Annotated in this window: 29 protein-coding genes; 21 read left to right on the top strand and 8 right to left on the bottom strand. The window is 35.5% G+C overall.

The annotated features are described in order from the left end of the window. Window positions 1-48: 48 nt before the first annotated feature. The 10 genes from U5B17_RS01370 (at window position 49) to U5B17_RS01325 (ending at window position 8,538) form a co-directional block, all read left to right on the top strand. Complete coding sequence (locus U5B17_RS01370) at window positions 49-792, top strand: lipopolysaccharide kinase InaA family protein (RefSeq protein ID WP_430803575.1); 744 nt, start codon at window positions 49-51, stop codon at window positions 790-792. Next, window positions 786-1,511: a polysaccharide deacetylase family protein gene (locus U5B17_RS01365; protein WP_430803574.1), complete on the top strand. Its 726-nt coding sequence runs from the start codon at window positions 786-788 to the stop codon at window positions 1,509-1,511. The genes U5B17_RS01370 and U5B17_RS01365 overlap by 7 nt, the downstream gene beginning before the upstream one ends. After that, on the top strand, window positions 1,508-2,254 hold the full coding sequence (locus U5B17_RS01360; protein WP_430803573.1) for a glycosyltransferase family 2 protein: 747 nt from the start codon (window positions 1,508-1,510) through the stop codon (window positions 2,252-2,254). The genes U5B17_RS01365 and U5B17_RS01360 overlap by 4 nt, the downstream gene beginning before the upstream one ends. Next, complete coding sequence (locus tag U5B17_RS01355; protein ID WP_430803572.1) at window positions 2,251-3,216, top strand: glycosyltransferase family 9 protein; 966 nt, start codon at window positions 2,251-2,253, stop codon at window positions 3,214-3,216. The genes U5B17_RS01360 and U5B17_RS01355 overlap by 4 nt, the downstream gene beginning before the upstream one ends. Continuing rightward, window positions 3,209-4,264: a hypothetical protein gene (locus tag U5B17_RS01350; RefSeq protein WP_430803571.1), complete on the top strand. Its 1,056-nt coding sequence runs from the start codon at window positions 3,209-3,211 to the stop codon at window positions 4,262-4,264. The genes U5B17_RS01355 and U5B17_RS01350 overlap by 8 nt, the downstream gene beginning before the upstream one ends. Then, window positions 4,248-5,189, top strand: coding sequence for a lipopolysaccharide heptosyltransferase II (waaF, locus tag U5B17_RS01345; protein ID WP_430803570.1), 942 nt, complete (start codon window positions 4,248-4,250; stop codon window positions 5,187-5,189). The genes U5B17_RS01350 and waaF overlap by 17 nt, the downstream gene beginning before the upstream one ends. Window positions 5,190-5,216: 27 nt before the next feature. Beyond that, entirely contained in the window at window positions 5,217-6,122 is a 906-nt protein-coding gene (locus U5B17_RS01340; protein WP_430803569.1) for an LpxL/LpxP family acyltransferase, read from the top strand. Between the two features lie 9 nt (window positions 6,123-6,131). Further along, window positions 6,132-6,905: a glycosyltransferase family 32 protein gene (locus U5B17_RS01335; protein WP_430803568.1), complete on the top strand. Its 774-nt coding sequence runs from the start codon at window positions 6,132-6,134 to the stop codon at window positions 6,903-6,905. Window positions 6,906-6,923: 18 nt separating this feature from the next. Next, entirely contained in the window at window positions 6,924-8,162 is a 1,239-nt protein-coding gene (locus U5B17_RS01330; protein ID WP_430803567.1) for an O-antigen ligase family protein, read from the top strand. A gap of 70 nt (window positions 8,163-8,232) precedes the next feature. Beyond that, window positions 8,233-8,538, top strand: coding sequence for a c-type cytochrome (locus U5B17_RS01325; RefSeq protein WP_430803566.1), 306 nt, complete (start codon window positions 8,233-8,235; stop codon window positions 8,536-8,538). A gap of 53 nt (window positions 8,539-8,591) precedes the next feature. On the opposite strand, the gene U5B17_RS01320 is transcribed toward U5B17_RS01325, so the two are convergent. Further along, window positions 8,592-9,701: a cation diffusion facilitator family transporter gene (locus U5B17_RS01320; RefSeq protein ID WP_430803565.1), complete on the bottom strand. Its 1,110-nt coding sequence runs from the start codon at window positions 9,699-9,701 to the stop codon at window positions 8,592-8,594. Between the two features lie 139 nt (window positions 9,702-9,840). Here U5B17_RS01320 and rho point away from each other — a divergent pair, with 139 nt between their 5' ends. Together rho and U5B17_RS01310 are read left to right on the top strand one after the other, a co-directional pair. After that, window positions 9,841-11,187 carry a transcription termination factor Rho gene (gene rho / locus U5B17_RS01315; protein ID WP_430803563.1) on the top strand — a complete coding sequence of 449 codons (1,347 nt, stop codon included), beginning with the start codon at window positions 9,841-9,843 and terminating at the stop codon, window positions 11,185-11,187. 211 nt (window positions 11,188-11,398) lie between these two features. After that, window positions 11,399-13,015 (top strand): DNA polymerase III subunit gamma/tau, encoded by a 1,617-nt coding sequence (locus tag U5B17_RS01310; RefSeq protein WP_430803562.1) that lies wholly within the window; start codon window positions 11,399-11,401, stop codon window positions 13,013-13,015. A gap of 23 nt (window positions 13,016-13,038) precedes the next feature. On the opposite strand, the gene U5B17_RS01305 is transcribed toward U5B17_RS01310, so the two are convergent. The 5 genes from U5B17_RS01305 to mscL all read right to left on the bottom strand — a co-directional run bounded on the left by U5B17_RS01305 (window position 13,039) and on the right by mscL (window position 16,479). Then, on the bottom strand, window positions 13,039-13,389 hold the full coding sequence (locus tag U5B17_RS01305; RefSeq protein ID WP_430803561.1) for a hypothetical protein: 351 nt from the start codon (window positions 13,387-13,389) through the stop codon (window positions 13,039-13,041). Between the two features lies 1 nt (window position 13,390). Continuing rightward, window positions 13,391-14,200, bottom strand: coding sequence for a phosphatidylserine decarboxylase (locus tag U5B17_RS01300; RefSeq protein ID WP_430803560.1), 810 nt, complete (start codon window positions 14,198-14,200; stop codon window positions 13,391-13,393). Next, a complete protein-coding gene (locus U5B17_RS01295; protein WP_430803559.1) occupies window positions 14,197-15,309 on the bottom strand; it encodes a metallophosphoesterase in 1,113 nt (370 codons plus the stop codon). The genes U5B17_RS01300 and U5B17_RS01295 overlap by 4 nt, the downstream gene beginning before the upstream one ends. Window positions 15,310-15,342: 33 nt before the next feature. Continuing rightward, window positions 15,343-15,978, bottom strand: coding sequence for a Crp/Fnr family transcriptional regulator (locus U5B17_RS01290; protein ID WP_430803558.1), 636 nt, complete (start codon window positions 15,976-15,978; stop codon window positions 15,343-15,345). 102 nt (window positions 15,979-16,080) lie between these two features. Then, window positions 16,081-16,479 carry a large-conductance mechanosensitive channel protein MscL gene (gene mscL, locus U5B17_RS01285; RefSeq protein ID WP_430803557.1) on the bottom strand — a complete coding sequence of 133 codons (399 nt, stop codon included), beginning with the start codon at window positions 16,477-16,479 and terminating at the stop codon, window positions 16,081-16,083. Window positions 16,480-16,618: 139 nt separating this feature from the next. On the opposite strand from mscL, the gene gltX reads away from it, so the two are divergent. Genes gltX through U5B17_RS01270 form a run of 3 tightly spaced genes read left to right on the top strand, consistent with a single transcriptional unit; the run spans window position 16,619 to window position 19,822 of the window. Next, a complete protein-coding gene (gene gltX / locus U5B17_RS01280) occupies window positions 16,619-17,914 on the top strand; it encodes a glutamate--tRNA ligase (protein ID WP_430803556.1) in 1,296 nt (431 codons plus the stop codon). Continuing rightward, window positions 17,911-18,204: a YggT family protein gene (locus U5B17_RS01275; RefSeq protein WP_230056086.1), complete on the top strand. Its 294-nt coding sequence runs from the start codon at window positions 17,911-17,913 to the stop codon at window positions 18,202-18,204. The genes gltX and U5B17_RS01275 overlap by 4 nt, the downstream gene beginning before the upstream one ends. Next, window positions 18,185-19,822: a lytic transglycosylase domain-containing protein gene (locus U5B17_RS01270; RefSeq protein WP_430803555.1), complete on the top strand. Its 1,638-nt coding sequence runs from the start codon at window positions 18,185-18,187 to the stop codon at window positions 19,820-19,822. The genes U5B17_RS01275 and U5B17_RS01270 overlap by 20 nt, the downstream gene beginning before the upstream one ends. Here U5B17_RS01270 and U5B17_RS01265 read toward each other — a convergent pair. Next, a complete protein-coding gene (locus U5B17_RS01265; protein ID WP_430803554.1) occupies window positions 19,743-20,225 on the bottom strand; it encodes a hypothetical protein in 483 nt (160 codons plus the stop codon). The genes U5B17_RS01270 and U5B17_RS01265 overlap by 80 nt on opposite strands. 120 nt (window positions 20,226-20,345) lie before the next feature. On the opposite strand from U5B17_RS01265, the gene mobB reads away from it, so the two are divergent. The 5 genes from mobB to U5B17_RS01240 are packed head-to-tail and all read left to right on the top strand — an operon-like array spanning window position 20,346 to window position 24,809. Further along, on the top strand, window positions 20,346-20,828 hold the full coding sequence (gene mobB, locus U5B17_RS01260) for a molybdopterin-guanine dinucleotide biosynthesis protein B (protein WP_430803553.1): 483 nt from the start codon (window positions 20,346-20,348) through the stop codon (window positions 20,826-20,828). Further along, window positions 20,825-21,688 (top strand): class 1 fructose-bisphosphatase, encoded by an 864-nt coding sequence (locus U5B17_RS01255; RefSeq protein ID WP_430803552.1) that lies wholly within the window; start codon window positions 20,825-20,827, stop codon window positions 21,686-21,688. Before mobB ends, U5B17_RS01255 begins: the two co-directional genes overlap by 4 nt. After that, entirely contained in the window at window positions 21,688-21,897 is a 210-nt protein-coding gene (locus U5B17_RS01250) for a hypothetical protein (RefSeq protein ID WP_430803551.1), read from the top strand. Before U5B17_RS01255 ends, U5B17_RS01250 begins: the two co-directional genes overlap by 1 nt. A 10-nt stretch (window positions 21,898-21,907) precedes the next feature. After that, window positions 21,908-23,818 carry a methionine--tRNA ligase gene (metG, locus tag U5B17_RS01245; RefSeq protein WP_430803550.1) on the top strand — a complete coding sequence of 637 codons (1,911 nt, stop codon included), beginning with the start codon at window positions 21,908-21,910 and terminating at the stop codon, window positions 23,816-23,818. Window position 23,819: 1 nt separating this feature from the next. Further along, complete coding sequence (locus tag U5B17_RS01240) at window positions 23,820-24,809, top strand: ferrochelatase (RefSeq protein WP_430803549.1); 990 nt, start codon at window positions 23,820-23,822, stop codon at window positions 24,807-24,809. A 40-nt stretch (window positions 24,810-24,849) separates the two neighbouring features. Here U5B17_RS01240 and hcp read toward each other — a convergent pair whose 3' ends face one another. After that, window positions 24,850-26,208: a hydroxylamine reductase gene (gene hcp, locus U5B17_RS01235; RefSeq protein ID WP_430803548.1), complete on the bottom strand. Its 1,359-nt coding sequence runs from the start codon at window positions 26,206-26,208 to the stop codon at window positions 24,850-24,852. 153 nt (window positions 26,209-26,361) lie between these two features. Between hcp and U5B17_RS01230 the strand changes: the two genes are divergently transcribed. Further along, window positions 26,362-26,796 (top strand): hypothetical protein, encoded by a 435-nt coding sequence (locus U5B17_RS01230; RefSeq protein WP_430803547.1) that lies wholly within the window; start codon window positions 26,362-26,364, stop codon window positions 26,794-26,796. Window positions 26,797-26,857 lie beyond the last annotated feature (61 nt).

Raw genomic sequence — 26,857 nt, 5'->3', positions numbered from 1 at the left:
CTATTAAGCTGATTTTGGTTAAAATCTATATAAACTTATGGATGGGAAATGAAACAATACAAGCTTACCCTAAATGAAAATTTTAATTGGCTAAAAGAGTTTTTGCTAGATATAAAAGATAAGTTTCAAAGCTCACAAAACTCGCTACATAAAGCACGAAACGAGATAAAGCTCATTAGTCAAAATGGCACAGAAGTGGTTGTAAAAAGTTTTAAAATTCCAAACATTTTTAATAAAATTTTATACTTTTTTGGCAAAAAAACAAAAGCACAAAAGTCATATGAGCATGCTTTAAGGATTGAAAATTTCACACCAAAACCTATAGGATATATCGAGTTTTACGAACATAAATTACTTTACGAGAGTTTTTTTGTAAGTGAAAATTTTGCATATGATTTTACTATAAGAGAAGTTTTACTAGACGATGAGTTTTTAAACAAAGATAGCATTTTAAAACAATTTGTAGCATTTACATATGCACTTCACGAGCAAGAAATTTTACATCTTGACTACAGTCCTGGAAACATCTTAATAAAACAAAGCGGCAACCGATACGAGTTTAAAATAGTTGATATAAATAGAATGAAATTTAAAAAATTAAAGTTAAAAGATAGGCTTAAAAATTTCTCTATGCTTTGGGCTACAAATGAGGATATGAAGTCTATCGCTGTTGAATACGCAAAACTCTCAAACGCCGATGAGAGCAGATGTATCGATATGGCAATGAAATATTCGCATAGACTAAAAGCAAGAAAAAATTTAAAAAAACGACTAAAAGGACAAAAGTGCTAATAAGCATAATGTATCATCATCTAAATAGCGACAGGTGTTCTAATGATGTTGAAATTTTTAAGCAGCATTTAAAATACATAAAACAAAATTTTACAACTATTTTTGCAGGAGAAAGCGTGCAAGGAAAGTGCGTTCACATAACATTTGATGATGCTTATGCAGACTTTTATCTACTTGTTTTCCCGCTTTTAAAAAAATACAACCTAAAAGCTACACTCGCAGTCCCTAGCAAATTTATCCTAGACGACACACAAACCCCATCAAACGAACGACTAAGTTTTGAACACAACGATCTTTTTGAAAATTTTAAAAAAGCAACATTTTGCACCTATAAAGAGCTAAAAGAGATGATAGATAGTGGTCTTATTCAAATCGCCTCACATTCGCACTCTCATGTAGTTTTAACCAACGATGGCGTCGATTTAGATAGTGAAATTCGTGGCTCAAAAGAAATTTTAGAAAACAAGTTAGATATAAAGGTAGATAGTTTGTTTTTTCCCTACGGCAAATATAACGATGAAGTTTTAAAATTTACAAAAAAGCATTACAAATACGCTTTTCGTATCGGCAATGCGATTCAGGCTGATTTTAGTGGCATAAATGGCGTAATATACAGAATAAATGGCGATGCACTAAGCTCACCAGATGCGATATTTAAACCATTATCCATGTTAAAATACAGACTAAAAGCACTTGCAAAAAGGATACTTAAAAAATGATAAGCGGCGTAGTTTTGGTCAAAAATAACGAAAAAACTCTTGATAAAACTCTAAAAAGCCTTGAATTTTTAGATGATGTCGTAGTTTTTGATAACGGCTCTACCGACAACTCACTACAAATCGCAAGCTCATACAAAAATATAAATTTGATACAAGGCGAGTTTGTGGGTTTTGGGCGTACAAAAAATAAAGCCGCAAGCTATGCAAAAAATGACTGGATACTAATCATCGATAGCGATGAGGTCGTAGATAGCGAACTAAGAAACATTTTACAAAACAAAACGCTTGATGAAAACTGCGTTTATAAGCTAAATTTTATCGCATTTTATAAAGAAATTCAGATAAAATACTGTGGATGGAATAACCAAAAGATAAAACGCCTATACAATAAAAAAATCACACACTATAACGATAACGATGTGCACGAAGATATCATAACGCAAGGTCTTAGAACTGAAATTTTGGGTGGAAATATCAGGCATTACAGCTACTCTAGTATCGAGCAGTTTGTCCAAAAAGCAAACACCTACTCAACACTCTTTGCCAAAAACAACGCAGGCAAAAAGCACTCAAGCCCAGCCAAAGCTTTTTTAAACGCTGCGTACTCTTTTTTTAAAACCTATATATTTAAAAAAGGCTTTTTAGACGGCTATGTCGGTCTTATTATCGCCGTTTCACACGCTGTAACAAATTTTTATAAATACATAAAACTTTATGAGCTAAACCAAGAAGCAAAAAAATGAACATACTCATAACCAGACACGATAAGATCGGCGACTTTGTGCTAGCTTTACCTATGATAAAGCTAGCAAAAGAGCAAATTTTAGATGCAAAAATTTCAGTGCTAGTTTCAAAAGTAAATTATGACTTTGCTAAAAATATCGATTTCATCGATGAAGTTTTACTTTATGAGGAGAGCGTTTTTGCTCTATCAAAAAAGATAAAACAAGGACGATTTGACATTGCCATTAGTGCCTTTACAGATACAAAACTAGCACTTGCTCTGCTTTTAGCTGGGATAAAAAAGCGAGCAGCACCAGCTACAAAAATAGCTCAAATTTTTGCAAATATCCGTATAAAGCAGCGTAGAAGTGAAGTAAAAATGCGTGAGTTTGAGTATAATATCGAGCTTTTACGCTCAGTTTTTAGTGAAATTTCACCAGATTTTAAAAGACCAGTTTTAGAATTTAGCGAACCTGAAAAAAGGGCTATTTTTAAGAATTTTTTAGATGAAAACAAGATAGAAAAAGGACTTAATATCGTTGCTTTTCACCCAGGATTTGGCGGTAGTAGTGATGGAAATTTAAGCCTTGATGATTATATCTTATTTGCTAAAATCACAAGTCAAAAACCAAACACAAAGGCTGTTTTTAGCTTTGGTCCAGACGATGATACTGCTTACAGATATATAAGCTCAAAGCTTGATTTTGACGCTGTTTTATGGCGCTCAAATTTAAGCTTGATAGATTTTTGTAAGCTTTTGTCAAATTTTAGACTTTTTGTAAGCACCTCAACTGGTCCAATGCACCTTGCAGCAGCGGTAAATACACCCACTTTTTCATTTTTTGGAAACTCACTTTTTGCAAGCTTTAAGCGCTGGGGCAGCATAAATGAAAGTCAGCAAAATTTTTGCATATCAAAGGAGTACTCAAGACAAGAGTTTGAAACGATAAAATCAGCATTTATAAAGGCACTAGATGCTTAAAAAGCCGTTTGTTTGGGACTTTTACTCAGATCAACCAAGCGTGATAACCGATAAAGAATATAAAAAAAATATGCGTAAAAATTTTAAACTTGACTATGCGAAAATGGCTCTTTTGTCACTATTTATCTTGCCATTTGCTACGATTTGTATGAAAATTTTTAAAGGCTCACAAAAGCTAGTAAAGAGCGATTTTTACGGCATAGGCATAAATTTAGACAAAGGAGACGAACAAGTTTGGCTAGTAGATGAACTTGGAGTTAAAAATTTACTTATAAGACTGCCGCTTTGGGATATGCAAAATTTAGATGAATACATAAAATTTGCTTTAAAATTTAAAGGCAAAAATATACTCATAGCCATCATGCAAGATAGGGATAATATCGAAAATTTAGAGCTTTTTAGAGAAAATTTAAGGCAGATTTTTACCAAATTTCAAGGCATTGCAAATGAGTTTCAGATAGGCATAGCTATAAATCGCTTAAAATGGGGCTTTTTTGCACCTTGTGAGTATCTAAATTTTTACCAAACAGCTCAAAATTTAAGAGATGAGAGCTTTAAATATATAAAACTTATTGGCCCAAGTGTAATTGACTTTGAGTTTCACCACAATGTAGCTACGCTTTTTAGCCTAAAAAATGTTAAATTTGATAAACTTTCAAGCCTGCTTTATGTAGATAGGCGTGGCGATCCGCAAAACTCGCAATACGGCATATTTGACCTAAAAAATAAGATAAACTTGCTATTTGCTCTAGTAAAATTTTCACCAAAAACTAGCAATGAAATTTATATAACTGAAACAAATTACCCACTTAAAAACACTGCTCCGTACGCACCCACTAGTGAAAAAGAGTGCGTGAGCGTGAATGAATATGCACATTTTATGCGAAAATATCACGATATAGCCCTAAAAACAGGCAAAATAAAGCGGATTTACTGGCATCAGCTTATAGCTCCTGGATACGGACTAGTGGATAATAAAGATGGCAAACTTATTAAAATGCCACAATTTTACGAATACAAAAAGATGATAAATGAAGATATTTATTGAGATACCTGTGTGGCTTGGAGATGCGGTGATGGTGACACCAGCAGTGCAAAATATCATAAAAGCATACCCACACGCAAGCCTTATCATACTTGGCTCATCGGTTTCAAACCATGTTTTTAAGGGATATGAAAATATCCAACGCTTTATAGTAAATGAGACAAAAAAAAGCAGAAATAGATATATAAATCTAATAAATTTAGCTAAAAACATTGGCGAAGTTGATATAGCGATATCATTTAGGCGTAGCTTTTCATCAAAATTTATGATGTTTTTTATAAAAGCAAAAAAAAAGTTGCAATACCGCCGTTTAAGTAAAAACGAAACGCATTTAGTCGTTAGATACAACGACTTTATAAATAAATTTTTAGGACTTAACTTAAATGCAAAAGAGCAAAAGCTATATCACAAGCCGTTTTTTTATGAGCGAAAAACTCTGGGCATAAATCCCGGTGCAACATATGGAAGCGCCAAAAGATGGTATCCAAAAGAGTTTGCCGATGTTGCTATGGCTTTGGCTGATAAATTTGACATCGTTATATTTGGCGGACCTAGCGAAATACAAATAGCCGCAGATATACAACAGATACTAAAACAAAACAATATCAAAAACTATCAAAACCTAGCTGGTAAAACAAGCGTAGATGAGCTAATCTCTCGCGTTGGCGGACTTAGTCTTTTTATAACAAACGATAGTGGTCCTATGCATATAGCAGCGGCTTTTAAAGTGCCTACTGTAGCCATCTTTGGTCCTACAAAATTTAATGAAACCAGCCCATGGATGAATCAAAATGCCCATATCATCAGCAAAAACCTAGCGTGCGCGCCATGCATGAAGCGCACCTGCCCACTCTCTCATCATGACTGTATGAGACTTATCACTGCCAAAGATGTGCTGAATCTAGTTCAAAATTTAGGTTTATTTTAGTAAAATAAAAGACAAAAAAGGGCAAAAGTGAGCATAACAAAAAAGTTACAATATAAATTTCTTTATCATCTTTATATCGTCTTTAACGGCATCTTTATGCTTGTGCCAAAGCCAGTTTCAAAAAAGATCCTTGAAATTTTTGCATTTTTAGTCTATAAACTAAACTCTCACTACCGCAAAATAGCAATCTCAAATTTAAAATTAGTTTTTAATAACTCAAAAAGTGAGCAAGAACTACAAAAGATAGCACTAAATTCATACAAAAGCCTTGCGTTTAATATATTTGAGCTACTTGAAAATCAAAATTTGCCAAAAGATGAAATTTTAAAAAAGATGAGTGTTGTTGGCGGTGAATTTATCGCAAATGCCCTTAATAGCGGTCGTAAAATCATATTTGTTACCGCGCACTATGGTGGGTGGGAGCTTACCTTGCCAGGAATTGCACTAGCTTTTGACATGAAAGTTGGTGTGGTAAATAAAAAGATGCAAAACCCATACATACAAGAAATTTATGCCGCTGCAAGAGCCAAGAATAACATCACAATGATAGAAAAACACTCGGCAGCAAAAGGCATGCTACAAACCCTAAATAAAGGCAACCAAGTAGCTATCGTTATCGACCAGCACACAGACGCTGGCTGTGAGATAGAATTTTTAGGCAAAAAGGTTATCGCCACCGATGCTGTAGCAAGGCTTGCTATAAAACTTGACGCACTTATCGTTCCAATACTAACCACCAAAAGTAAATTTAGAAAGCACGAAGTGACGGTCTTTGAGCCTATTGATGTAAGGCAAATTTTAGATGAAGATAAAATTTTTACACTAACTAAGCTTCAAAACGATATAATCTCAGCACAAATTCTTAAAAATCCAGACCTTTGGCTCTGGCAACACAAACGCTTTAAGGCGTTTTATAATGAAATTTATGAGTAAGGACAGGCATTGCAGACATTAGCACTTTTTATCAATAGAACAAGTAAAATTTTAGGCACTCTTGTTAAGGGTTTTGGCTATATATTTCATTTTATTTTTCCTAAAATGAGGTTTAACATACCGCGTTATAGCGAAGCAAAACTTACGCCAAAAAAACAGACCAATATCCCAAAAACCATCTGGCAGATAAACTATACTTACAAAGTCTCTCTACCAGTATATATAAACTATCTTTTTAACAGACTTTTATCACTAGATTGGGAGTATAGGCATTTTAGCAATGACGATGCGACAAAATTTATAAAAGAGTTGTGCGATGAGGATACTTTTAATGCTTATGACCAGCTAAATGATGGAGCAGCAAAAGCTGACTTTTTTAGACTTTTTGTGCTGAATAAATTTGGCGGGGTATATCTTGATATAGATGCTTGCTTTTGTCTGCCGCCAAGCATGCTTATAGATGAGAAGCAAAGTGAGCTATTTTTAATGACAAAACATCGCTTTAGCAACTACTTTATGGCAAGTACGCCCGATAATAAATTTATCAAAAAAACTATAGAAATTATAGTACAAAATATCAAAGATAAAAACACGAGCAATGGCGTATATGCACTTACTGGACCAACCGTTTTAAACGCAGCCATCACTGATGAAAATAGCGTTACACATCGTCACAATCGCTTTACATGCGTACAAGGCAGTTTTACGAATGAGCATTTTCAATACATCGATAAACCACGCGGCAAATGGACACATATAAGCCCAGATAGTATTTTAAAATAATAAGAAAGAATTAAAAAAATGACAACTTTAATAAAAAACAAAAACATTAATTACGAAAAAATATATTTTTATTCAGTTATTATATTTGCCTTTACTATGCCTTTTGCAAGAGGTGCGATTAGTTTTTTTAGTATTTTTTTTCCAATAATTTGGCTACTAGAGGGAGATTTTAAGAGAAAATTTGCAGAAATAAAAGCATCAAAAATTCTTATAATATTTTTAATATTTTATACAGTTATAGCACTTAGTGCTATTTTATCTGATAATACAAAAACTGCATTAAAATTTTTTAGGCTTTATGCTTATTGGTTTACTCTTATAGTACTTGCAACATCTGTTAAAAAAGAATGGGCACAAAAGATAATAACGGCATTTTTATATGGTATGTTTGTTAGCGAGTTAGTGGCTTATGGTATATATTTTGAAATTTGGGAGTATGGAGTTGGTTCAAAGACAAATCCAAGCCCATTTATGTTTCATATAGATTATAGTATATACTTAGCCTTCACATCTATCTTGCTTTTTAGCAGAATAATATCAAAAGGCTACTCTCTTAAAGACAAAATTTTCATGAGTTTGTTTTTTATAAGCACTACAAGCAATCTATTTTTACAAACTGGAAGAACGGGTCAAGTGGCGTATATAGCAGCTATTATAGTTATGTTTTTCCTTGTTTTTAAAATCAATTTTAAAAGTATATTATACTCACTATTTTCATTAATAGTAATCTATGCGTTGGCTTTTAATTTTAGCAACTCTTTTAAAATGAGAGTTGAACATACAATAGCCGACATAAAAAGTATAAGTAGTGGAAATCTACATACATCATGGGGTCAAAGGCTTGCTTTTTTTGCCATAACATATGAAACTTTAAAAAAATATCCTATTTTTGGTATAGGTCTTGGTGACTTTGAAGAAGAAGCAGCCATAGCCCTACAAAATCCAAAATTTGACAACTATCCAGCAAAAATGAAAGCTTTCATGAGCTCAAATCACTTTCATAACCAATTTTTAATGTCAGCAATGCAGATGGGGATAATAGGCTTAGCCTTTACGATTGCTATTTATTTTTTAGCTTTTAAAAAAGCATTTCAAACAAATAGTAGCGAATACAAAAATATTTTTACACTTTTTATGGTTATTTATACTATAGGAAGTTTTGCTGATCCGCTTTGGAATAAGCAATTTACAGTTTTTATTTGGATACTTATTATGTCACTTATGATTGCTCTTAACAAGCCAGATAAAAAAGACTAAATAATAAAAATTATTTAATAAATATTTCAAAACACACCCTATAATGGCTAAAATTTTCAAAGGATTTTATATGAAAAGACTAGCCATTTTGGGGATTGCGTCTGTTTTTAGTGTTTTGGCATTTGCTGTTGATGGGGCTGAAATTTACAAAAAATGTGTTGGCTGTCATGGCGTAGATGGTACGCAAAAGTATCATCCTAAAGCAAGCCCTATCGTTACCCTACGAAAAGACCGCAGACTACGCGCTCTTGAAGGATACAAAGAGGGAAATAACAACAAATACGGAATGGGTTCAGCTATGAGAGCGCAGGTGCAAAACCTAAACCAACTCGAGCTTGAAGCCGTAAATGAGTATATAGAGTCACTAAAAAAGTAACTCTTGTCATAATTCAAGCACAAAACAGACCGCCAAAACTAAAATTTGGCGGTTTAGCTAAATTCCCTATCAATTACTATAAAAACTTCAAAATCAGGATAGTTTTGCTCAACTCTTTGCTCTATCTGAGCTCTAAGCCAAGCCAAATCACGCTCTTTATAATCAACCACAACATCAAATCGTATGCGCTTTTGCTTTAAATTTATAAAAAATGCGTGAATTTCCTTTATGCTTTCTAAGTCAGAAAGGCTGTTTGTTATGCACTCTTTTGCGCTATTTTGACCCAAATTTATACTGTAAATCCCAAAAACTAGATAAACACGAAATTTATTATAAATTGAAATTTGTAGCTCATTTAACTTTTGCGAAACATCACAAAGTGGCAAATGCTCATCTACCTCAACATTTGCCGAGCCCACATATCGCTCTACACCATAATTATGCAGTACGAGGTCATAAGCGCCATGCACTATATCGCATGAATTTATCGCAGCATAAATTTCATCGCTTATCTGCTTTTCAACCCTTTGCCCCACAATCTTATCAAATGTTTCTTTTATCAAAATCACACCATTATAGATAATAAACAACGATGCACAAGCCCCTGCATAGCCATCAACTTGAATGTTAGCAAAGTATGAAAGTGCAGCTGAGATTAAGATTATCGTGGCTATTATCGCATCTCCTAAAGCCTCTTGTCCAACTGCTTTTAGTGAGATAGATTTTGTCTCTTTGCCAACTTTTTGGTAGTAAAACCCTACCCCAAATTTTACAAAAATGGCTATAAAAAGTATAAGTAAAAGTGGTGGCGTAAAGCTTGTAGCCACTGGCTTAATAATATTTTGAATAGAAGTTTGCAAAAACTCAATGCCAAGCATGAGAACGATGATTGAAACTATTAAACCACCAATATATTCGACCCTACCATAACCGTATGGGTGGTTTTCATCTGGTAGCTTTTGAGCTAACTTTGAGCCAAATATCGTTATTAAACTTGAGAATGCATCACTTAGATTGTTTATAGCATCTGAAATTATGGCTACTGAATTTGAAACAAGAGCGATAAAAATTTTAACACTTGCTAAAATTACATTTATGATAATCCCTAAAATAGCCGTTTTGATGATCTTTTTCTCGCGACTTCCGTCCTTAAAATCCATCATTTTAAAAATCCTTATCAAAAATAAATCTCAATTATATCATTTCTTGACATTAAAGCAAAATTTTTATAAAATCACAACTTTAAAAACTTCAATGTGAAAAACTTCTATCGATATTATTCGCAAATTTTAAAGAGGAAATATGGAAAATAACGAAACCCAACAGCAAAATGACCAAAAAGAAAACACAAAACCCACTAAAAAACACCAAAACACCCGCACTCATACTCCAGTTGATGGACATAAAATCGAAGAGCTAAGAACACTTGATCTAGAAAATTTAGTTCAGATAGCAAATGCCGTAGGTGTGGAAAATCCACGAGAATTTCGCCGACAAGATTTAATATTTGAAATTTTAAAAACACAAACATCACAGGGCGGCTTCATACTTTTTACAGGAATTTTAGAGATAACAAACGAAGGCTACGGCTTTTTACGATCTGTTGATGCAAATATTAGTGATAGCTCAAATGACGCTTATGTTTCAAACTCACAAATACGCAAATTTGCACTTCGTGTTGGCGACATAGTTACAGGGCAAGTTAGAGAACCAAAAGATCAGGAAAAATACTATGCTTTATTAAAAATAGAAGCCATAAACTATATGCCCCTTGCTGAAGCAAAAGAGCGTCCACTTTTTGACAATCTAACTCCACTTTTTCCAACTGAAAAAATAAAACTTGAATATGACGCCATGAAACTTACAGGACGGGTTTTAGACCTTTTTACGCCACTTGGCAAAGGTCAGCGTGGGCTTATCGTGGCGCCTCCAAGAAGCGGAAAAACAGAGCTTATGAAAGAGCTTGCTCATGGTATTGCCAAAAACCACCCAGAGGCTCAGCTCATGGTGCTTTTAGTCGATGAGCGTCCAGAGGAAGTGACTGATATGCAACGTTGTGTAAAAGGCGAAGTGTATAGCTCTACTTTTGACCTTCCAGCACAAAACCATGTGCGCGTGGCAGAGCTTGTCATCGAAAAAGCAAAACGCCTTGTAGAGATGGGAAAAGATGTTATCATACTTCTTGACAGCATTACTCGTTTAGCTCGTGCTTATAACACCGTAACTCCACCAAGCGGCAAGGTGCTAACTGGTGGTGTTGACGCAAATGCTCTACACAAGCCAAAGCGCTTCTTTGGTGCAGCTAGAAATATCGAAGGTGGCGGCAGTCTAACGATAATCGCAACTGCTCTTATTGACACTGGCTCACGCATGGATGAGGTGATATTTGAGGAATTTAAAGGCACAGGAAACAGTGAAGTTGTGTTAGATCGCAATATCTCAGATAGAAGAATTTATCCAGCCATAAGTGTCTTAAAGTCGGGTACAAGAAAAGAGGAGCTACTTCAAAAACCAGATGAACTTCAGAAAATTTGGGCTATACGCACAGCTATTGCGAGTATGGATGATGTTGAAGCTTTAAAATTTTTATATGCAAAAATGTTAAAAACAAAAGATAACGCAGAGTTATTATCTATCCTCAATGAGTAGTTGGAGAGCCTCTCCAACTCAGCCACCTTTATTGGCTCTATGCATCGGATGTTGGTAGTCGTTGCGCTCACATCCCATAAAACTACAAATGCCAGCTGCAAGCAAAGCTAAAACCAAAATTTTTCTCATATTCTCCCTTTTTGTTTGGTTATATGAGAAATTTATCCAAATTTTAGTAAAATAAACATAAATTCACAACAAGGAATGCGCCTTGCAAGCACTAGCACTAAAATATCGACCCAAAAATTTTGACGAGCTCATCGGTCAAGAAGCAGTCAGCAAAAGTCTTAGCCACGCACTAAATGAAGGTCGCATAAGCCACGCATACCTTTTTTCAGGACTTCGCGGAAGTGGCAAAACATCAAGTGCTAGAATTTTTTCAAAAGCCCTAGTTTGTGAGCATGGTCCAAGCTCTCGTCCGTGTGAAATTTGCCCTCACTGCCAGATGGCAAACGAGAACAGACATATGGACATAATAGAGATGGATGCTGCTAGCCACCGCAAGATAGATGACATAAGAGAACTTATAGAACAAACCAAGTACGCCCCAGCCAGTGCACGCTATAAAATTTTCATCATTGATGAAGTACATATGCTTACAAAAGAAGCGTTTAATGCGCTCTTAAAGACACTTGAAGAGCCACCAAGCTATGTTAAATTTATCCTTGCTACGACAGATCCTTTAAAGCTTCCAGCCACGGTTCTTTCGCGTACACAGCATTTTAGATTTAAACAGATAAGTCGTTTAAATATTATAAAACATCTACAATTTATCCTAAGCAAAGAGGGCATAAGCTACGAAAATGAAGCGCTTGAAATTCTAGCTCGCAGTGGCTCTGGATCACTTCGCGACACTCTTACTTTACTTGATCAAGCCATTATCTTTAGTGAGCAAAAACTCACGCAAAGCTCGGTAGCATCTATGCTTGGTCTTCTTGATCCAAGCAGGATAGAGCAAATTTTAGATACTATCTTAGCAAAAGATAAAGAGACATTAAGAGCGCTTATATCTGAGTTTGAAAGCTATGAGCCAGAGATGATAATAGACGAACTTATAGCGAATTTAAAAGAGAAATTTCTAGCTGGAGATAGTAAATTTTCACTGCTTGTTTATGAGAGATTTTTGCGGATTTTAGCTCAAGCAAAAAGTATGTTAACCACTACTAGCGACAACGGCTTTGTACTTTGTGTAATGTTTTTTATGATGCTTGAGGCATTAAATTTACAAAGCATAGATGACGCTATTGCTATTAGTCAAGCAACACAAATTTCTCAAACACCAAAACCACAGCAAAACATCGCTAGCCAACCTGTAAAACAAATACCACAAGCTCAGCCTATACTAAAGCAAGCACCGCAAAAAAGCCAGTATGAAGTTTTCACATCAAGGCTTTATGACAGAGATTATGATCTTGGGGAGTGTTTTAAGCGAAGTGTGGAGTTTGTATCCTTTGAAAGTGATATTTTAACACTTGCAACACCACAAGATGGTAATGATAGACAGATGCTTGTTGATAAATTTAAGATCATAAATCAAATTTGCAAAGAGGTATTTGGTGCAAATACAAAAATAGACGCCCAGAAAAAACAGATACAAAAGCCAAAAAGTAGCCTTGATGAGATGATGAGCAAAGAGCTTGAAAATATCAAAGCAACCTCATTATCACAAACACCAGACACACAGCCAGTCATACAAAAAGAGCCAAAAGAAAAACCAAGCTTGCTATCTATAAACTCAAACAAAAGCGAGGCTGAGCGCGAAGCGATAAGACAAAACTCTATCTTGCAAGAAGCACAAAATCTATTTGGAACGCCACGGATAGAGTAGCTAAATTTATCTTTTTTGATAATTTAAATTTTACCCATTATAAGCATGCCTATTATAAAGCCAATAGCACAGGTTAAAGCACCTAAAACAAAGGCTATGGCGCTTGTTTTTTTCTGCTTTTTTATCAGCTCGTCAAGCTCTTTTTCATGGCGCTTTTTAACACCCTCAAATGTCATGCTCAGAATTTGCTCGTTATTTTTTTGTAAATTTTGAGCAAATTCTCTTATCTGCTCCTCATTTATAAAACGCATCGTTTCAACTGTCGTAAGCGCTAGCTTATCAAAGTCCGCCTCATCTTGCCAATACTGCACAACGGTATTGTTTTTAATATGATCGCTTAAGCTCTGCTCAGTTTTTGCTAGTTCATTTGCCATTTTAAAGCCTTACTAAGCCGATAGTTTCAGCCTGTTTTATTTGTTTTTCTTCACTTAGATTATACTCTATCGCATTTTTTTCATTTATGATAAGTATCGTTGAGCCAAGCTCGAAATTTCCAAGCCTTTCGCCCTTTTTTACATATAAATTTTCATATCCATAAACCTGAACTTGACTGGCGTTAGCATTTGTTTGTATCCGATCATCAAAAGCAAATTTCATCTTACCAACATTTAATGCCCCCACAAACACAAGCCACATCAGCTTGCCATTGCTCATCTGACATCTAAGCGCAACACGCTCATTTTTAGCATAAAGCCCATCAACTTTTTCAAGCCATTTTTTAGCTACACTATAAAGCTTACCGCCCATATGTACGGCTTTTAAAATTTTAAGATCGCACGGAGCATGATAGTGATGGTAGTCTTTTGGGCTTAGGTAGATATTAGCAAAATCATACTCATTTTTTAACTCGACTTCACTTATGCTTTGCTCCAAAAGCTCTTTTAGACTGTAAGTTTTACCCTTTACACTAAAAGCCATACCATCTTTTGTTGTACCGCTACTTAGACATGTGCCATCGCACGGACTTATAAAAATTTGCCTATCCTTATCAAATTCACGCTCTTTTAGAAAATTTCTTGTAAAAAGAGCATTTAGACTTTCATATTCGCTTGCTTTATCAAACTCGCTCATATCAAGCTTAAAATACTTTATATACTGTTCGTTTATAAAAGTTTGTACCGCTTTTGGAAATTTTATCTTACCAAAAAGTCCAAAATATCTAGAAAACACTCTATCCATACTCACTCTCCATATAAATTTAATATCGCTATCTCGCTTGGTGCGAGTATACGAACTGGTGGACCCCAAAAGCCAGCACCAGAGCTAACATAAACTTGCATTTTATCATTATGTTTATAAAGTCCGTATAAATATGGCTGATCTATCATCACAAGTAGCTGAAAAGGGAAAATTTGCCCAGCATGGGTATGACCACAAAGAACAAGATCTACATCTTTTTGCATAGTTTTTATAAATTTTGGCTGATGCGATAGTAAAACTGTAGGCAAACTCTCATCCTTACCAGCCAACGCTTGCTCTAAATCTGGTTCAAAATGTTTAAATCTAAAACCAGCCAGATCATAAACTCCAGCTAAATTTATACCGCCCACAGAGATACTTTCATTACCTAAAATTTTAATACCAAGTTCTGAAATTTTTACCATTATATCCCTTACTCCGTGATAATACTCGTGATTACCCGGGACATAAAATGTACCATAAGTGGAACGCAAATCTTTTAGAGGATCTAAACTATCACCTATCTTTTGTGCATCAAAGTCGATAAGATCGCCTACTATCACAACCATATCTGGGCGCTGCTCATTTATTTGAAAAACCAGTGTTGCCATAAATTCTTTTTGTAAAAACTCACCTATATGAACATCTGAAATAAGTGCTATCCTAAGTCCAGAAGCTAGCCCTTTTATTTTTATATTAGTGTGTTTTACCTTTGGGGGAGTAAGCGCACAAAAAACCCCTTTTAAAAAATAGCTCGCAAAAAGTACAACAAAAGTCACATCAAAACAAAATTTGATAAATTTTCGGCGATTTGAGTTATATTTGCTCTTTTTTAATATACTTTTTGTAATATCATAAATAAGACTTATAAAAAGCAAAAACCAGCTAAAAGCTACCATTGTACCTGCGATTAAATAGCCTTGTAAGTTTAAAATATCAAAGCGAATTTGTAAGAAAAATATAATCTCAAATGGCACTATGATAAAAAACGCTATGCGTATAAATTTCAAATATGGTTGCAAGAAATCAACTTTGCTAATAAAACGCTTATACGCATAAAAATTTGCGCACACAGAAAATAAAATAGCAACCAAAAATATAGTTAAAAGTCTCAAATTTTACCTTTTTAGAGTGTTATTATTGATATTTTAAGAACAAATAGCTTCTAAAAGCTCAACATTTTTTTCAGAAATTTGGTTTTTCTCATCAAGTTTTACCAAATTTTGAGCCTTAAATTTGTTTAAAATTCTTGAAAAAGTCTCTGGCGTAATGTTTAAAATAGAAGCTATTTTAGTGTGTTTTAGCTCATTAAATACATCTTCATGCGAAAGGATAAACTGCGCTACTTTGGCTTCTGAGCTTAGTATAAGCTCTTGGTGCAAAAGGTTACTTGTAATACGAAGTTTTTCGGACATTGAGCGTATTATAGCCATGCAAATTTCTGGGTCTGTCATAAATTTACTATGAAATTTTTCATAATTTATCTTTACTACCTCCCCAGAGATGACAAACACGGCACTTGCTGGATATGTGATATTTTCAAAATTTACAACTTCAGCAACAAAATTCATAGGAGGCAGCTGATGAAGGAAAATTTCCTTTCCATTTGGTGTCGTTTTATAAAGCTTAACAGAGCCTGAAAGCAAGTATATAAGCCACTTTGGCTCTTCACCTTCAAGGAACAAAAACTCACCTTTTTTATAGCTTTTTGTTACCACAATCTCCTCAAGCTCTCTTAGCTTTTCTGGGCTTAGTGTTTTAAAAATAGGTATCTTTTTAAGCACAAATTTCTCCTACAAACTCATTCTTAAAGTAGGATATTTTAGCAACTTTTAGTAAATATTGAATCAAGCGCAGGGGGCAAATTCCCCTGCATGAGAGTAAAATTATTTTTTAAGAAGATCTCTTATCTCAGTTAAGAGTGCGATATCTGCTGGAGTTTCAGCTGGCGCTTCAGGAGCTGGCTCCTCTTTCTTTTTAAGTGAATTTAGTGCTTTAATAACGCAAAAAATACAAAATGCGATGATGATAAAATCAACTGCTGTTTGGATAAAACTACCGTAGTTTATAGTCACTGCTGGAACCTCGCCAACAGCTTCTTTTAGCGTAAATTTTAGATCTGTAAAATTTACACCGCCCGTTAAAACACCGACTATTGGCATAATAACATCAGCAACGAGTGAAGAAACTATCTTTCCAAATGCTCCGCCGATAACAACACCAACTGCCATATCAACAACATTACCCTTCATGGCAAAATCTTTAAATTCACTAATAAAACTCATTTTACTCCCCTGATTAAAAATTAAAATCCGAAATGTTACTTAAAATATGCTTTACAATATATAAATTAAAAAATCTAACTTTAAATTTATCATCAAAGTGTTATAATCTAGCCCTAAAAATAACTAAAGGATCTTTAAAATGTATCGTTTTGCACCCTCACCAACGGGTGACATGCACATCGGAAATTTACGAGCTGCCATCTTTAACTATATCTGCTCATTACAAGATAAGAGTGGGTTTATTTTGCGTATAGAAGACACTGATAGTGAGCGAAATATAGATGGAAAAGAGAAAGAAATAGTAGAAATTTTAGCAAAATTTGGCATCGTTGCAAAGCAAATTTATATCCAAAGTAAAAATCTAAAATTCCACCGCCAACTAGCAAGCAAGCTACTCATAGACAAAAAGGCATTTGCCTGCTTTTGCACAGAAGATGAACTAGATGGCAAAAAACAAAAAGCAAAAGAAAATGGCGTAGCATACAGATATGATGGTACTTGTGAGAATATGAGCGATGATGAAGTTTTGGCATGTGAAAAACCATTTGTCATACGCATGAAAAAGCCGGCACATACGATGAGTTTTACCGATGCGATAAAAGGAGAATTAAGTTTTGAGCCAGACGCTGTTGATAGCTTTGTTATTATGAGAGCAGATAAAACACCTACATATAACTTTGCTTGTGCTGTTGATGATATGCTTGAGGGTGTGAGTTTTGTAATACGCGGTGAAGATCATGTTAGCAATACACCAAAACAAGACCTCATCCGCGAAGGGCTTGGTTACACAGGCACGATGCGTTATGCTCACTTGCCAATCATCTTAAACGGCGATGGCAAAAAAATGAGCAAAAGAGATAATGCAAGTAGCGTAAAATGGATGCTTGAAACAGGATTTATGCCTGAAGCTATAGCAAACTATCTCATACTTCTTGGCAATAAAACGCCTGTTGAAATTTTTACCATCAAAAAGGCTGCACAGTGGTTTGATATTAGCAAAATATCGCGTTCTCCAGCAAAATTTGACATAGCCAAGCTAGAGCATATTAACCGAGAGCACATCAAACTTGCTAGCGATGAGCGACTTAGCGAGCTATTAGGGGTTGATAAAAAATTTGCAAATTTAGCTCGCTTTTATACCCAAGAAAGCTCGCTTTTGCCACAAATAAAAGAAAAAATAGAAAAAATCTATACACCCAAATCTGCACCAAGTGAATTTGCTAACGAGTTTGAGGCTATAAAAAACGCGGCAAAAACTCTAAAAGAGTGCGAAACTTACGATGAGTTTAAAACAGAATTCATGAATGCCACAAGCCTAAAAGGCAAAAGCTTTTTCATGCCACTTCGTTATGCCATAACGGGCGACTTTAAGGGACCAGAGCTTGGCGAGCTTTATCCGCTGATAAAAGCCGATATTAAGGAGATTATTAGATGATATTTTCAACATTTTTAAGCGCAGTTGCTAGCATTTTACATACTGTTATAGAAATTTACACCTGGGTGATTATCATCGCAGCTATCGTAAGTTGGGTTAGACCCGATCCGTCAAACCAAGTAGTTCAACTTCTTTACAGACTAACTGAGCCAGCTTATAGTTTTGTTAGACGCTTTATACCAACAGTTTTTGGTGGGATAGATCTAGCGCCCATCATCATCATCTTAGCGTTAAAATTTATAGATTTATTTCTTGTAAGGCTACTTATAAATGTTGCTGCGTCTATTTAGTGTAAGCCTTGGGCTAGTTTGTTTTTTAGAGGCACATGTTTTAAGCTATGAAGAGCTAAAAGACAAACCAAAAGGACTCGCAAAAGACTACTACATACACCGGCTTATAAATGAAGGTGACTACACAAAAGAGCAGGTAAAAAACCTCTCAAAAGATATCTTTAGAAAGTCAGGTCTTGTCACAAAAAGCATAAATAAAGTTGTTCCACCAATATCCACACCAAACCCTTGCGCAAAAATAAATGAAAAAAATATACTTCAAGCAAGCACAAGCTGCCAAAATTCTCTAACAACGATAGCTTTTAGCAAAAAACTAAGCTCACAAACTAGAGAAAATTTAGCAAAAAAACTAGAAAAAACTCATCCACAAAAGGCAAAAATTTTACTTACTCTAAATACTAAAAATCCAGCCAAAGAATTTGCTAAAAATATGCAAACTGCGCAGTTTTTAGCTTTTTTTAATTCAAGTAGCAATGCAGAAAAAGATAAATTTTTTACCGAAAATTTTGGTCAAAATTTCTTTAATGCCCTTTATAACGAAAAAGGCTTTTCTCAACTTTTAAACAATCTTGTTATGGGGCGAAATTTTAATGAATTTAGAAAAAATTTCCTAAACATTACACCAGAAATAACAAGCCAAAATGACGCCTTTTTTCTTGCTTTAAATGCTGTAACTCTAGGCGAAAAAAGTATAGCGCAAAAGTTTTTTGAGCGGGCAAAGGCTAGTTTTGACAGGGCATGGCAACGCGATAATGCCACCCATTGGCTTTATCTTTTGACAAATGATGATAAATTTTTAAACGAGCTAGCGCAAAGCAAAGATGCAAATATGTACTCACTTTATGCTAGAGATTTTATACAAAATAGCCAACCTATCGAGGTTATAGTACCAAAACCAACGAAAAAATATGTAGAAAATTTTGACCTTACAGATCCATTTTTATGGCAAGAGCAAGCAGAGCTAGCAAAAACTATGAGTCCAGAACAAGCAAGAGAGCATGCAAAACGCTTTTATGCAAACGATAGTCTTGGCGCCTATGCTTACTTTATGCAAAAAGCTAGTGGCTGGGAACATCAGTATTTTTTAATGCCACAAAATAGTGAGCTTGAAGGTCTAAGCGTGCAAAGAAAGTCGCTCATATACGCTCTTGCACGCCAAGAAAGTCTTTTTATACCAGCAGTCATCTCAACATCTTATGCGCTTGGAACTATGCAATTTATGCCATTTTTAGCAAATGCTATTGGAAAAAAAGAGCTAAAAATAGAAAATTTTGACCAAGATGATATGTTTAAGCAAGATGTAGCATATCGTTTTGCAAATCATCATCTTGATTATCTTGAGAAATTTCTTTACCATCCACTCTTTATAGCCTATGCATACAACGGCGGTATCGGCTTTACAAAAAGACTTATAACTCGCGACGATATGTTTAAAGATACAGAGTACGAACCGTTTTTATCTATTGAGCTAGTACCAGTGACAGAGACTAGAAACTACGGCAAAAAGGTGCTGTCAAATTTTGTGATCTATAACTCGCTTATGGGTACCAATATAAAGATTTCGACACTTTTAGAAAGTCTAACGAAACCTTCTTTGACGGATAAATTTCGAAACTAAGATTTAGGTTATCCGTCTCTTTACTTGGGGCTGAAATTTCATAATAAATGCCCCAAGGCATGTTAAATCCTGTAAGTTTTAAAAGCTCATCATCTTGCTCCAAAACTCTAGCTCTTGTGCCATTTGTATCGCCATTTAGTGCGATAGTTTGTGGATTTATCTCATGTTCTTTTGGATTTATAGCAACTAAAAATTTCTCCTCATTTTTTATGGCGACTTTGCTTTGGTATATTGGGTTTAAGTAAGTTGCAGTGATTAAAGTATTGCCATTTTTATCTATTATCTCATCTTTACTTGTGTAAGCTAAAAGCTCGTTTTTTAGGGGTTCATGTACGATGACTTTTTTATTAGAACAGCCTTGTATAAATGCTAAAATAGCAAGAAATATTAGAAATTTTTTCATATTTTACCTTTAATTTTATATGTATTTTAGCATTTCTTTTTTAATTTATTTTTTAATCACTCATAAATTCTAAAGGCAAATTTGGCTATAATCTGCCCAAAATCAAGCAAAAGGCAAAAATTGAAACAGCTAGCCATCGCTTTTTCTGGTCCGTCAAATAGCGGAAAGACAACAACGATTTTAAAGGTTTTAGATAAATTTATAGCACAAGGATTAAAATGCGTCGTTATCAAGCATGACCCAGGCGACAAGGCTCGCTTTGATGTTGCTGGCAAAGATAGCTTTAAATTTAGCGAAGCTGGCGCTGATGTAGTGGTGCTTAGTCCAACAAGAACTACATATTTTAGCAAAACAAAATCTGAGCTTGACGAAGTTATCGCTATGCTTGGCGAATTTGACCTACTTATAGTTGAAGGGCTTAAGACTTTGCCTTTGCCACGCATAAGTGTATTTAAAGACAGCATAAATGAAGAGTATCTAGCATTTTCAAATGCTATTGCAAGCTACGAAACGCACAAAGACTATGGCTTGCCACATATAAATTTAGACGACATTGATGCCATTTGCGAATGGATAATAAAAAATGCAAAGGTTGTAAAATGAGAGACTTGGAACAAATTTTTGATGCTATAAAAGATGTCAGCAAACGCATCAGTGAAGAGATAAAATACACCGATCTTGGCTATACATCGCACGAAAATGCCACTGGCGACACACAGCTAAAACTAGATGTTTTAAGCGATGAGATTATTACAGAAAAATTTAAAGAGCTTGAGTGTGTAAAAGCACTTGTGAGCGAAGAAAAGGACGAAGAGCTTTGTATAAATGATGAGGCAAATCTCATTGTTGCCTACGATCCTCTTGATGGCTCGAGTCTTGTTGATGTAAATTTTGCGGTGGGATCGATATTTGCCATTTATGAAAATGAGCTAAAGCCGCAAAATTTAATCGCTGCAGCCTACAGTGTCTATGGGCCGCGCCTAGAGCTTGTTATAGCCGATAAAAATGACACACTACCAAAACTATATAGGCTAAACAGATTAGGCGAATTTGCATTTATAAAAGAACTTTCGCTAAAAGAAAAAGGCAAACTAAATGCAACTGGCGCGACACAAAGTGGCTGGAGCAAGACTCATCAAGAATTTGTAAGAGAGCTTTTTATGCAAGGCTATAGACTTCGCTACTCTGGTGCGATGGTTGCGGATCTTCATCAAATTTTACTTAAAGGTGGCGGACTTTTTAGCTATCCAGACACCACCGATCATCCAAACGGCAAGCTTAGAGTGCTGTTTGAGGTACTTCCATTTGCATTTATCTATGAAAATGCTGGTGGCGCGACAAGTAATGGCAAAAGCTCAACACTATTTGACATAACGATAGAAAAAACACACCAAAGCACGCCTTGCTTTTTTGGCTCAAAATTTGAGCTAAATTTACTTCACGAATTCTACGGAAAAGCCTAATGTCAGAGCAAAATAGCATGCCAGATAGATTTGATATAGCGCTTACTCAAAGCTCACAAAGCCTACTTGAGTGTCAAAGCAAAAAAGGTCTTGCCAGCTGTATGAAATGCGATGAGTTTTTTAGCTGTAAAATTCGACAAGAGTATGTTGATAGCGCCTATAAATCAATGTCAAAAAGCGACAGCGATGATGGTGGATTTGACTTTTAAAAGGAAAAAAATGAGAGAAAAAACTTATATAACAACGCCTATTTACTATGTAAATGATGTCCCACATATAGGACATGCTTACACTACTATAATCGCAGATACAATGGCGCGCTTTGCTAGGCTTAGAGGACAAGATACATTTTTCATGACTGGAACAGATGAGCATGGTCAAAAGATAGAACAAGCAGCACAGCAACGAAACAAAACACCTCAAGCATATGCGGACGAGATAAGTGCGAAATTTCGCAAACTTTGGGATGAATTTGAGATAAGTTATGATCATTTTATCCGAACAACTAATAAAGAGCATAAACTAACTGTTCAAAATGCTTTTGAAAAAATGCAAGCAAATGGCGATATTTATAAAGGTGAATACGAAGGCTTTTATTGTGTTAGCTGTGAAACATTTTTTACTCAAACACAGCTAGTAAATGAAGAGTGCTGCCCTGATTGTGGTCGCAAAACTAGCATAGTAAAAGAAGAAAGCTACTTTTTTGCTCTATCAAAATATCAAGACGCGCTACTAAAATGGTATGAACAAAATGAGCAGTGTATAATGCCAAAAGGCAAAAAAAACGAAGTAATAAGCTTTGTAAAGAGCGGTCTAAAAGATCTTTCTATCACACGCACAAGCTTTGATTGGGGCGTAAAACTGCCAGCATCAGCAAATGATGCAAAACATGTGATGTATGTATGGCTTGACGCACTTTTAAACTACCTAACAACTCTTGGGTACACAAGAGATGAAAAAAACATGTCTTATTGGCAAAATACAACACACATCGTTGGCAAGGATATTTTACGCTTTCATGCTATCTACTGGCCAGCATTTTTACTAAGTCTTGGATTGCCACTTCCAAAGCATGTAGCAGCGCATGGCTGGTGGACTCGAGATGGAGAAAAAATGAGCAAAAGCAAGGGCAATGTAGTTGATCCTCGCGAAGTTGCAAATGCTTACGGACTTGAAAATTTTAGATACTTCTTGCTTAGAGAAGTTCCGTTTGGGCAAGATGGAGACTTTAGCCAAAAAGCCCTAATAGAGCGCATAAACTCAGAGCTTGGAAATGGACTTGGAAATTTACTAAGCCGAATAGTTGGCATGAGCTCAAAATATAGTGATTTTAGGATAAACTCAGAAAATATAGCTAAATTTTACCAAAATGAGCTAGATGAGGCAAAAATTTATCTAAAAAATGCAGTTGAAAATCTAGAAAATTTTGCCACAAATCGCTATTTGGAGGAGCTGTGGAAGGTTGTATTTTTAGCAAATGCCTCTATAGCAAAGTACGAGCCTTGGGCCATGATAAAAGCTGGAGAAACCGATAAAGCTAACGCGCTTGTGGCACTTTGCGCAAATTTATTAGCAAAAGTAGCCATACTTTTAAGTCCAGCCATGCCAAAAACATGCGCCAAGATAGCAAATACTCTTGGTTTTGAAATTTCAACCACAAATTATGAAAAAATAGTGCAAAATGATGAAATTTTAGACTGTATAACTAAGCCTACCGAGCCGCTATTTCCGCGAATAGAGGGCGAGTTAATGGCTAAAGTAAGCCAAACACAAGAAAAACAAGAGCAAAAAACAAGCAATGATGAAACTATAAGTATCGATGACTTTGCAAAGATTGTGATTAAAGTAGGCACGGTACTTGAATGCGAAAAGATCGAAGGTAGCGATAAATTGTTAAAATTTATCATAGATCTTGGTGAAAAAAAACCTAGACAAATTCTTTCTGGTATCGCAAAATACTACGATCCAGCCACTCTTATCGGACAGCAAATTTGCGTGCTGGCAAACCTAAAGCCTCGAACTATGATGAAAAAATATGTCAGCGAAGGCATGATACTAAGTGCTAGCGATGGCTCACTCACGCTTCTTGGCACACACGCAAAGGTCGCAAATGGAGCGGTCGTAGGATAAAATGCGCATTATCGACCTTACAAGGCTTTTAAAGGGCGCACTACTTAACCGTCCGACCGTATCTGAAATTTACGGCTTTGCATTTGAGGCAAAACGCATAAAGCAAGGATTTGCTTTTATCGCCGATGAAACTGATGATACAGAGCTTATGCTAGCTATAAAAAATGGCGCATATGCTATAATATCAAGCAAAGAGATACAAATTTTAGATAGCGAAGTAGCCTATATCAAAGTCGATGATCTGCGCTCATCTTTGCTTCGTCTAATGCGATATGAAGCTAGCCAAAAAGGGATAAGATTTTTTTATGTAAATCCTGTGCAAATGGCGATATTATCGCGTCTTAGTCTTACTAAAAATGCAAATATAATGAGCGAAAATATATCTGAGCTTTTTTATAAAATTTTGCGTGCAAACTCTGGTGAGTACTTTTTTAGCTCAAACACAAGAGCACTTGAGCGCATAGCACCATTTTATGACCAAGTCTTTAGCGACACAAAAGTTAGCCCAATAAACCCAAGCTCGATATTTTTTTCAAATGTTATTTGTGATGATATTTTCTATCAAAATTTAGGAGTTCCAAGGGTATTTTTGCCAACTTTTTGTGGATTATTAAAATTTTTAAGGCAAAATGACATAACTTTTAGAGTTAATGATACTAAAAATTTAGGACATTTTGAGCCGATATTTATCGATAAAAACTTCAAGCCAACAAATTTTGGCTCTACTTTTAGGGCTATAATATCCGAAAGCGATGAAGAGCTTTTTAAGGTTGAACTAGCTTTTTTACAAAAGCATTTTGATAAAAATGAGATAAAATTTTGCATACCAAAAAGTGCTGATTTTAAAATCACAGATGCAATATATATCGATGATTTAACCCAGATAAAAGAGCTTAGAAATTTTCGCTATGCCCTAGTTTTTGGCACAAAAAGTGAAATTTTAAACGCCTTACAAGAAAGCGAAGCGCAAATTTCACTATTTGATTTTTAATTTTTCCGCACAAAAACTTTTCTTGTGCGGAATTTTAGGCTTACACGCTTACTTTGTTTGGATCTTTACCCTCACCTAAGAAAAATTTCATATCAGCTTTTGCATCACCGCTTATTAGGCGTAGGTTAAAATTCTCAACCAAGAAATTCGTAATCTCTTCGTTAAAGAATTTTGGAACACTTGGTCCAACATTTATATTTTTCACACCAAGACTAAATAGCGCAAGCAGGATAATGACCGCCTTTTGCTCCATCCACATAAGCACGATCGAAACTGGCAGGTCGTTTATAGCGATACCTGTGGCTTCACTAAGCGCGATTGCTATCTTAACAGCGCCATTTGAGTCGTTGCACTGACCAAGATCAAGGTAGCGCGGAATCTGCGTGCCCGGTACCACACCAAAGTCGATGTCGTTAAAGCGGAATTTGCCGCAACTTGACGTTAAGATCACGCAGTCTTGAGGCAACGCAAGCGCAAGCTCGCGATAATATTCGCGGTCTTTGCCCGGAGCGTCACAGCCAGCGATAACGAAAAATCGGCGAATTTTGCCTGTGTTTATAGCATCTAAAATTTGTGGCGCAAGGCTTAGGATGGTCTTATAGTGCGCACCTGTTACAAGCGTATCATCAGCGCTAAAACCATCAACATCGCCACATTTTAGCGCGCACTCTATAAGTGGAGTAAAGTCATCATTTTCAATATGCGTAACTCCGTTTGTGCCAGCTATCGAGTAGCCAAAAAGGCGGTCTGAGTATGTGCAGTTTGATTTTAACGGAACGATACAGTTTGTAGTCATAAGTATCGCGCCTTTAAATTCGTTAAATAACTTAGTTTGGTCAAACCATGCTTTGCCGACATTGCCCTTTAGATGCGGATACTTGCGTAACTCTGGGTATCCGTGCGCTGGAAGCATCTCTGAGTGAGTATAGATGTTTATGCCCTTGCCTTCGGTAGCCTTTAGTAGCAGATCAAGCGCGTGCAGGTTGTGCCCACTAACCAGTATTGCTTTGCCTTCAACCTTGTTTTGGCTAACTTTCACTGGCGTTGGCACGCCAAATTTAGCTGTGTGTGCCTCGCTAAGTAAGTTCATACACTCAACGCCAGCCGAACCAACTGCCATAAGCTGTTTGATATGCTCATCAAAGTTAAAATTTGAGTTTGTAAGCGTAAAATAAAGCGTATCAGCCATCACGCGATCAACATTGCTCGTATCTGCGCCAAGCTCTTCTGCGTGGTGTCGATACGCACTAAGCCCCTTTAAACCAAAAACCATAGTATCTTGAAGGCGCGCAAGAGTGGCATCCTTGCCACAGGTGCCCATCGGCTGACCTTTTGCGCCACATCCATCTGGTGCGCTCATCTCGCATTGATGACAAAACATTTGAAGTTCTTTTTCCATCTTTTTTCCTTGAAATAAAATTAAAATTGTATTTTAATATTTTTTTGAAATTTTTTTGTTGATTAATATCAAGATTAATATTAAATTGATAATAAATATTAAAAAATATGGAACATTTATTGCTTGTAATTACTAAAATTTATAAGGAAAAACATGCAAGATAAAGACTATCTTTTTAGGATCGATCCAGCAGCAAGCGCAAGCTACAATATGTACAAAGCATCGCAAAAAGATGGCGAGGGTAGCTTTTTAGACTTTTTGCTAAAGTACGATAGCAACGCAGCAAATGAAGGCGATTTCTCAAGCGTTCTTGGTAAAGGCGAAAATGCAAAGATGATAAGCTCGCTCATGTCAAACTCATCAGTAAACCCAAAGGCTCTTTCAAGTGCAATAAAAAACAGCACACAAGATAAAGCAGATGACCTACTTTCAGGGCTTTTAAATAGCTCGATTAAAAATTTAGATATGCTAAATTCAAAGGCTCACGAGATCATAAATGACGCCCTAAACTCAAAACTTATAACAGATGAACAAAAACAACTCATAACATCAAAGTATGCTGAATTTAGCAAAGAAAAAGATATATAACATTAGTAAAAATCATCAGTAAATTTAAAGATTTTTATGATCATACGGTGATTAAGTATGG

It is taken from the genome of Campylobacter australis (assembly GCF_050586305.1).
Classification (GTDB): Bacteria; Campylobacterota; Campylobacteria; order Campylobacterales; family Campylobacteraceae; genus Campylobacter_A.
This window is presented reverse-complemented; position numbering and strand designations above follow the sequence as displayed.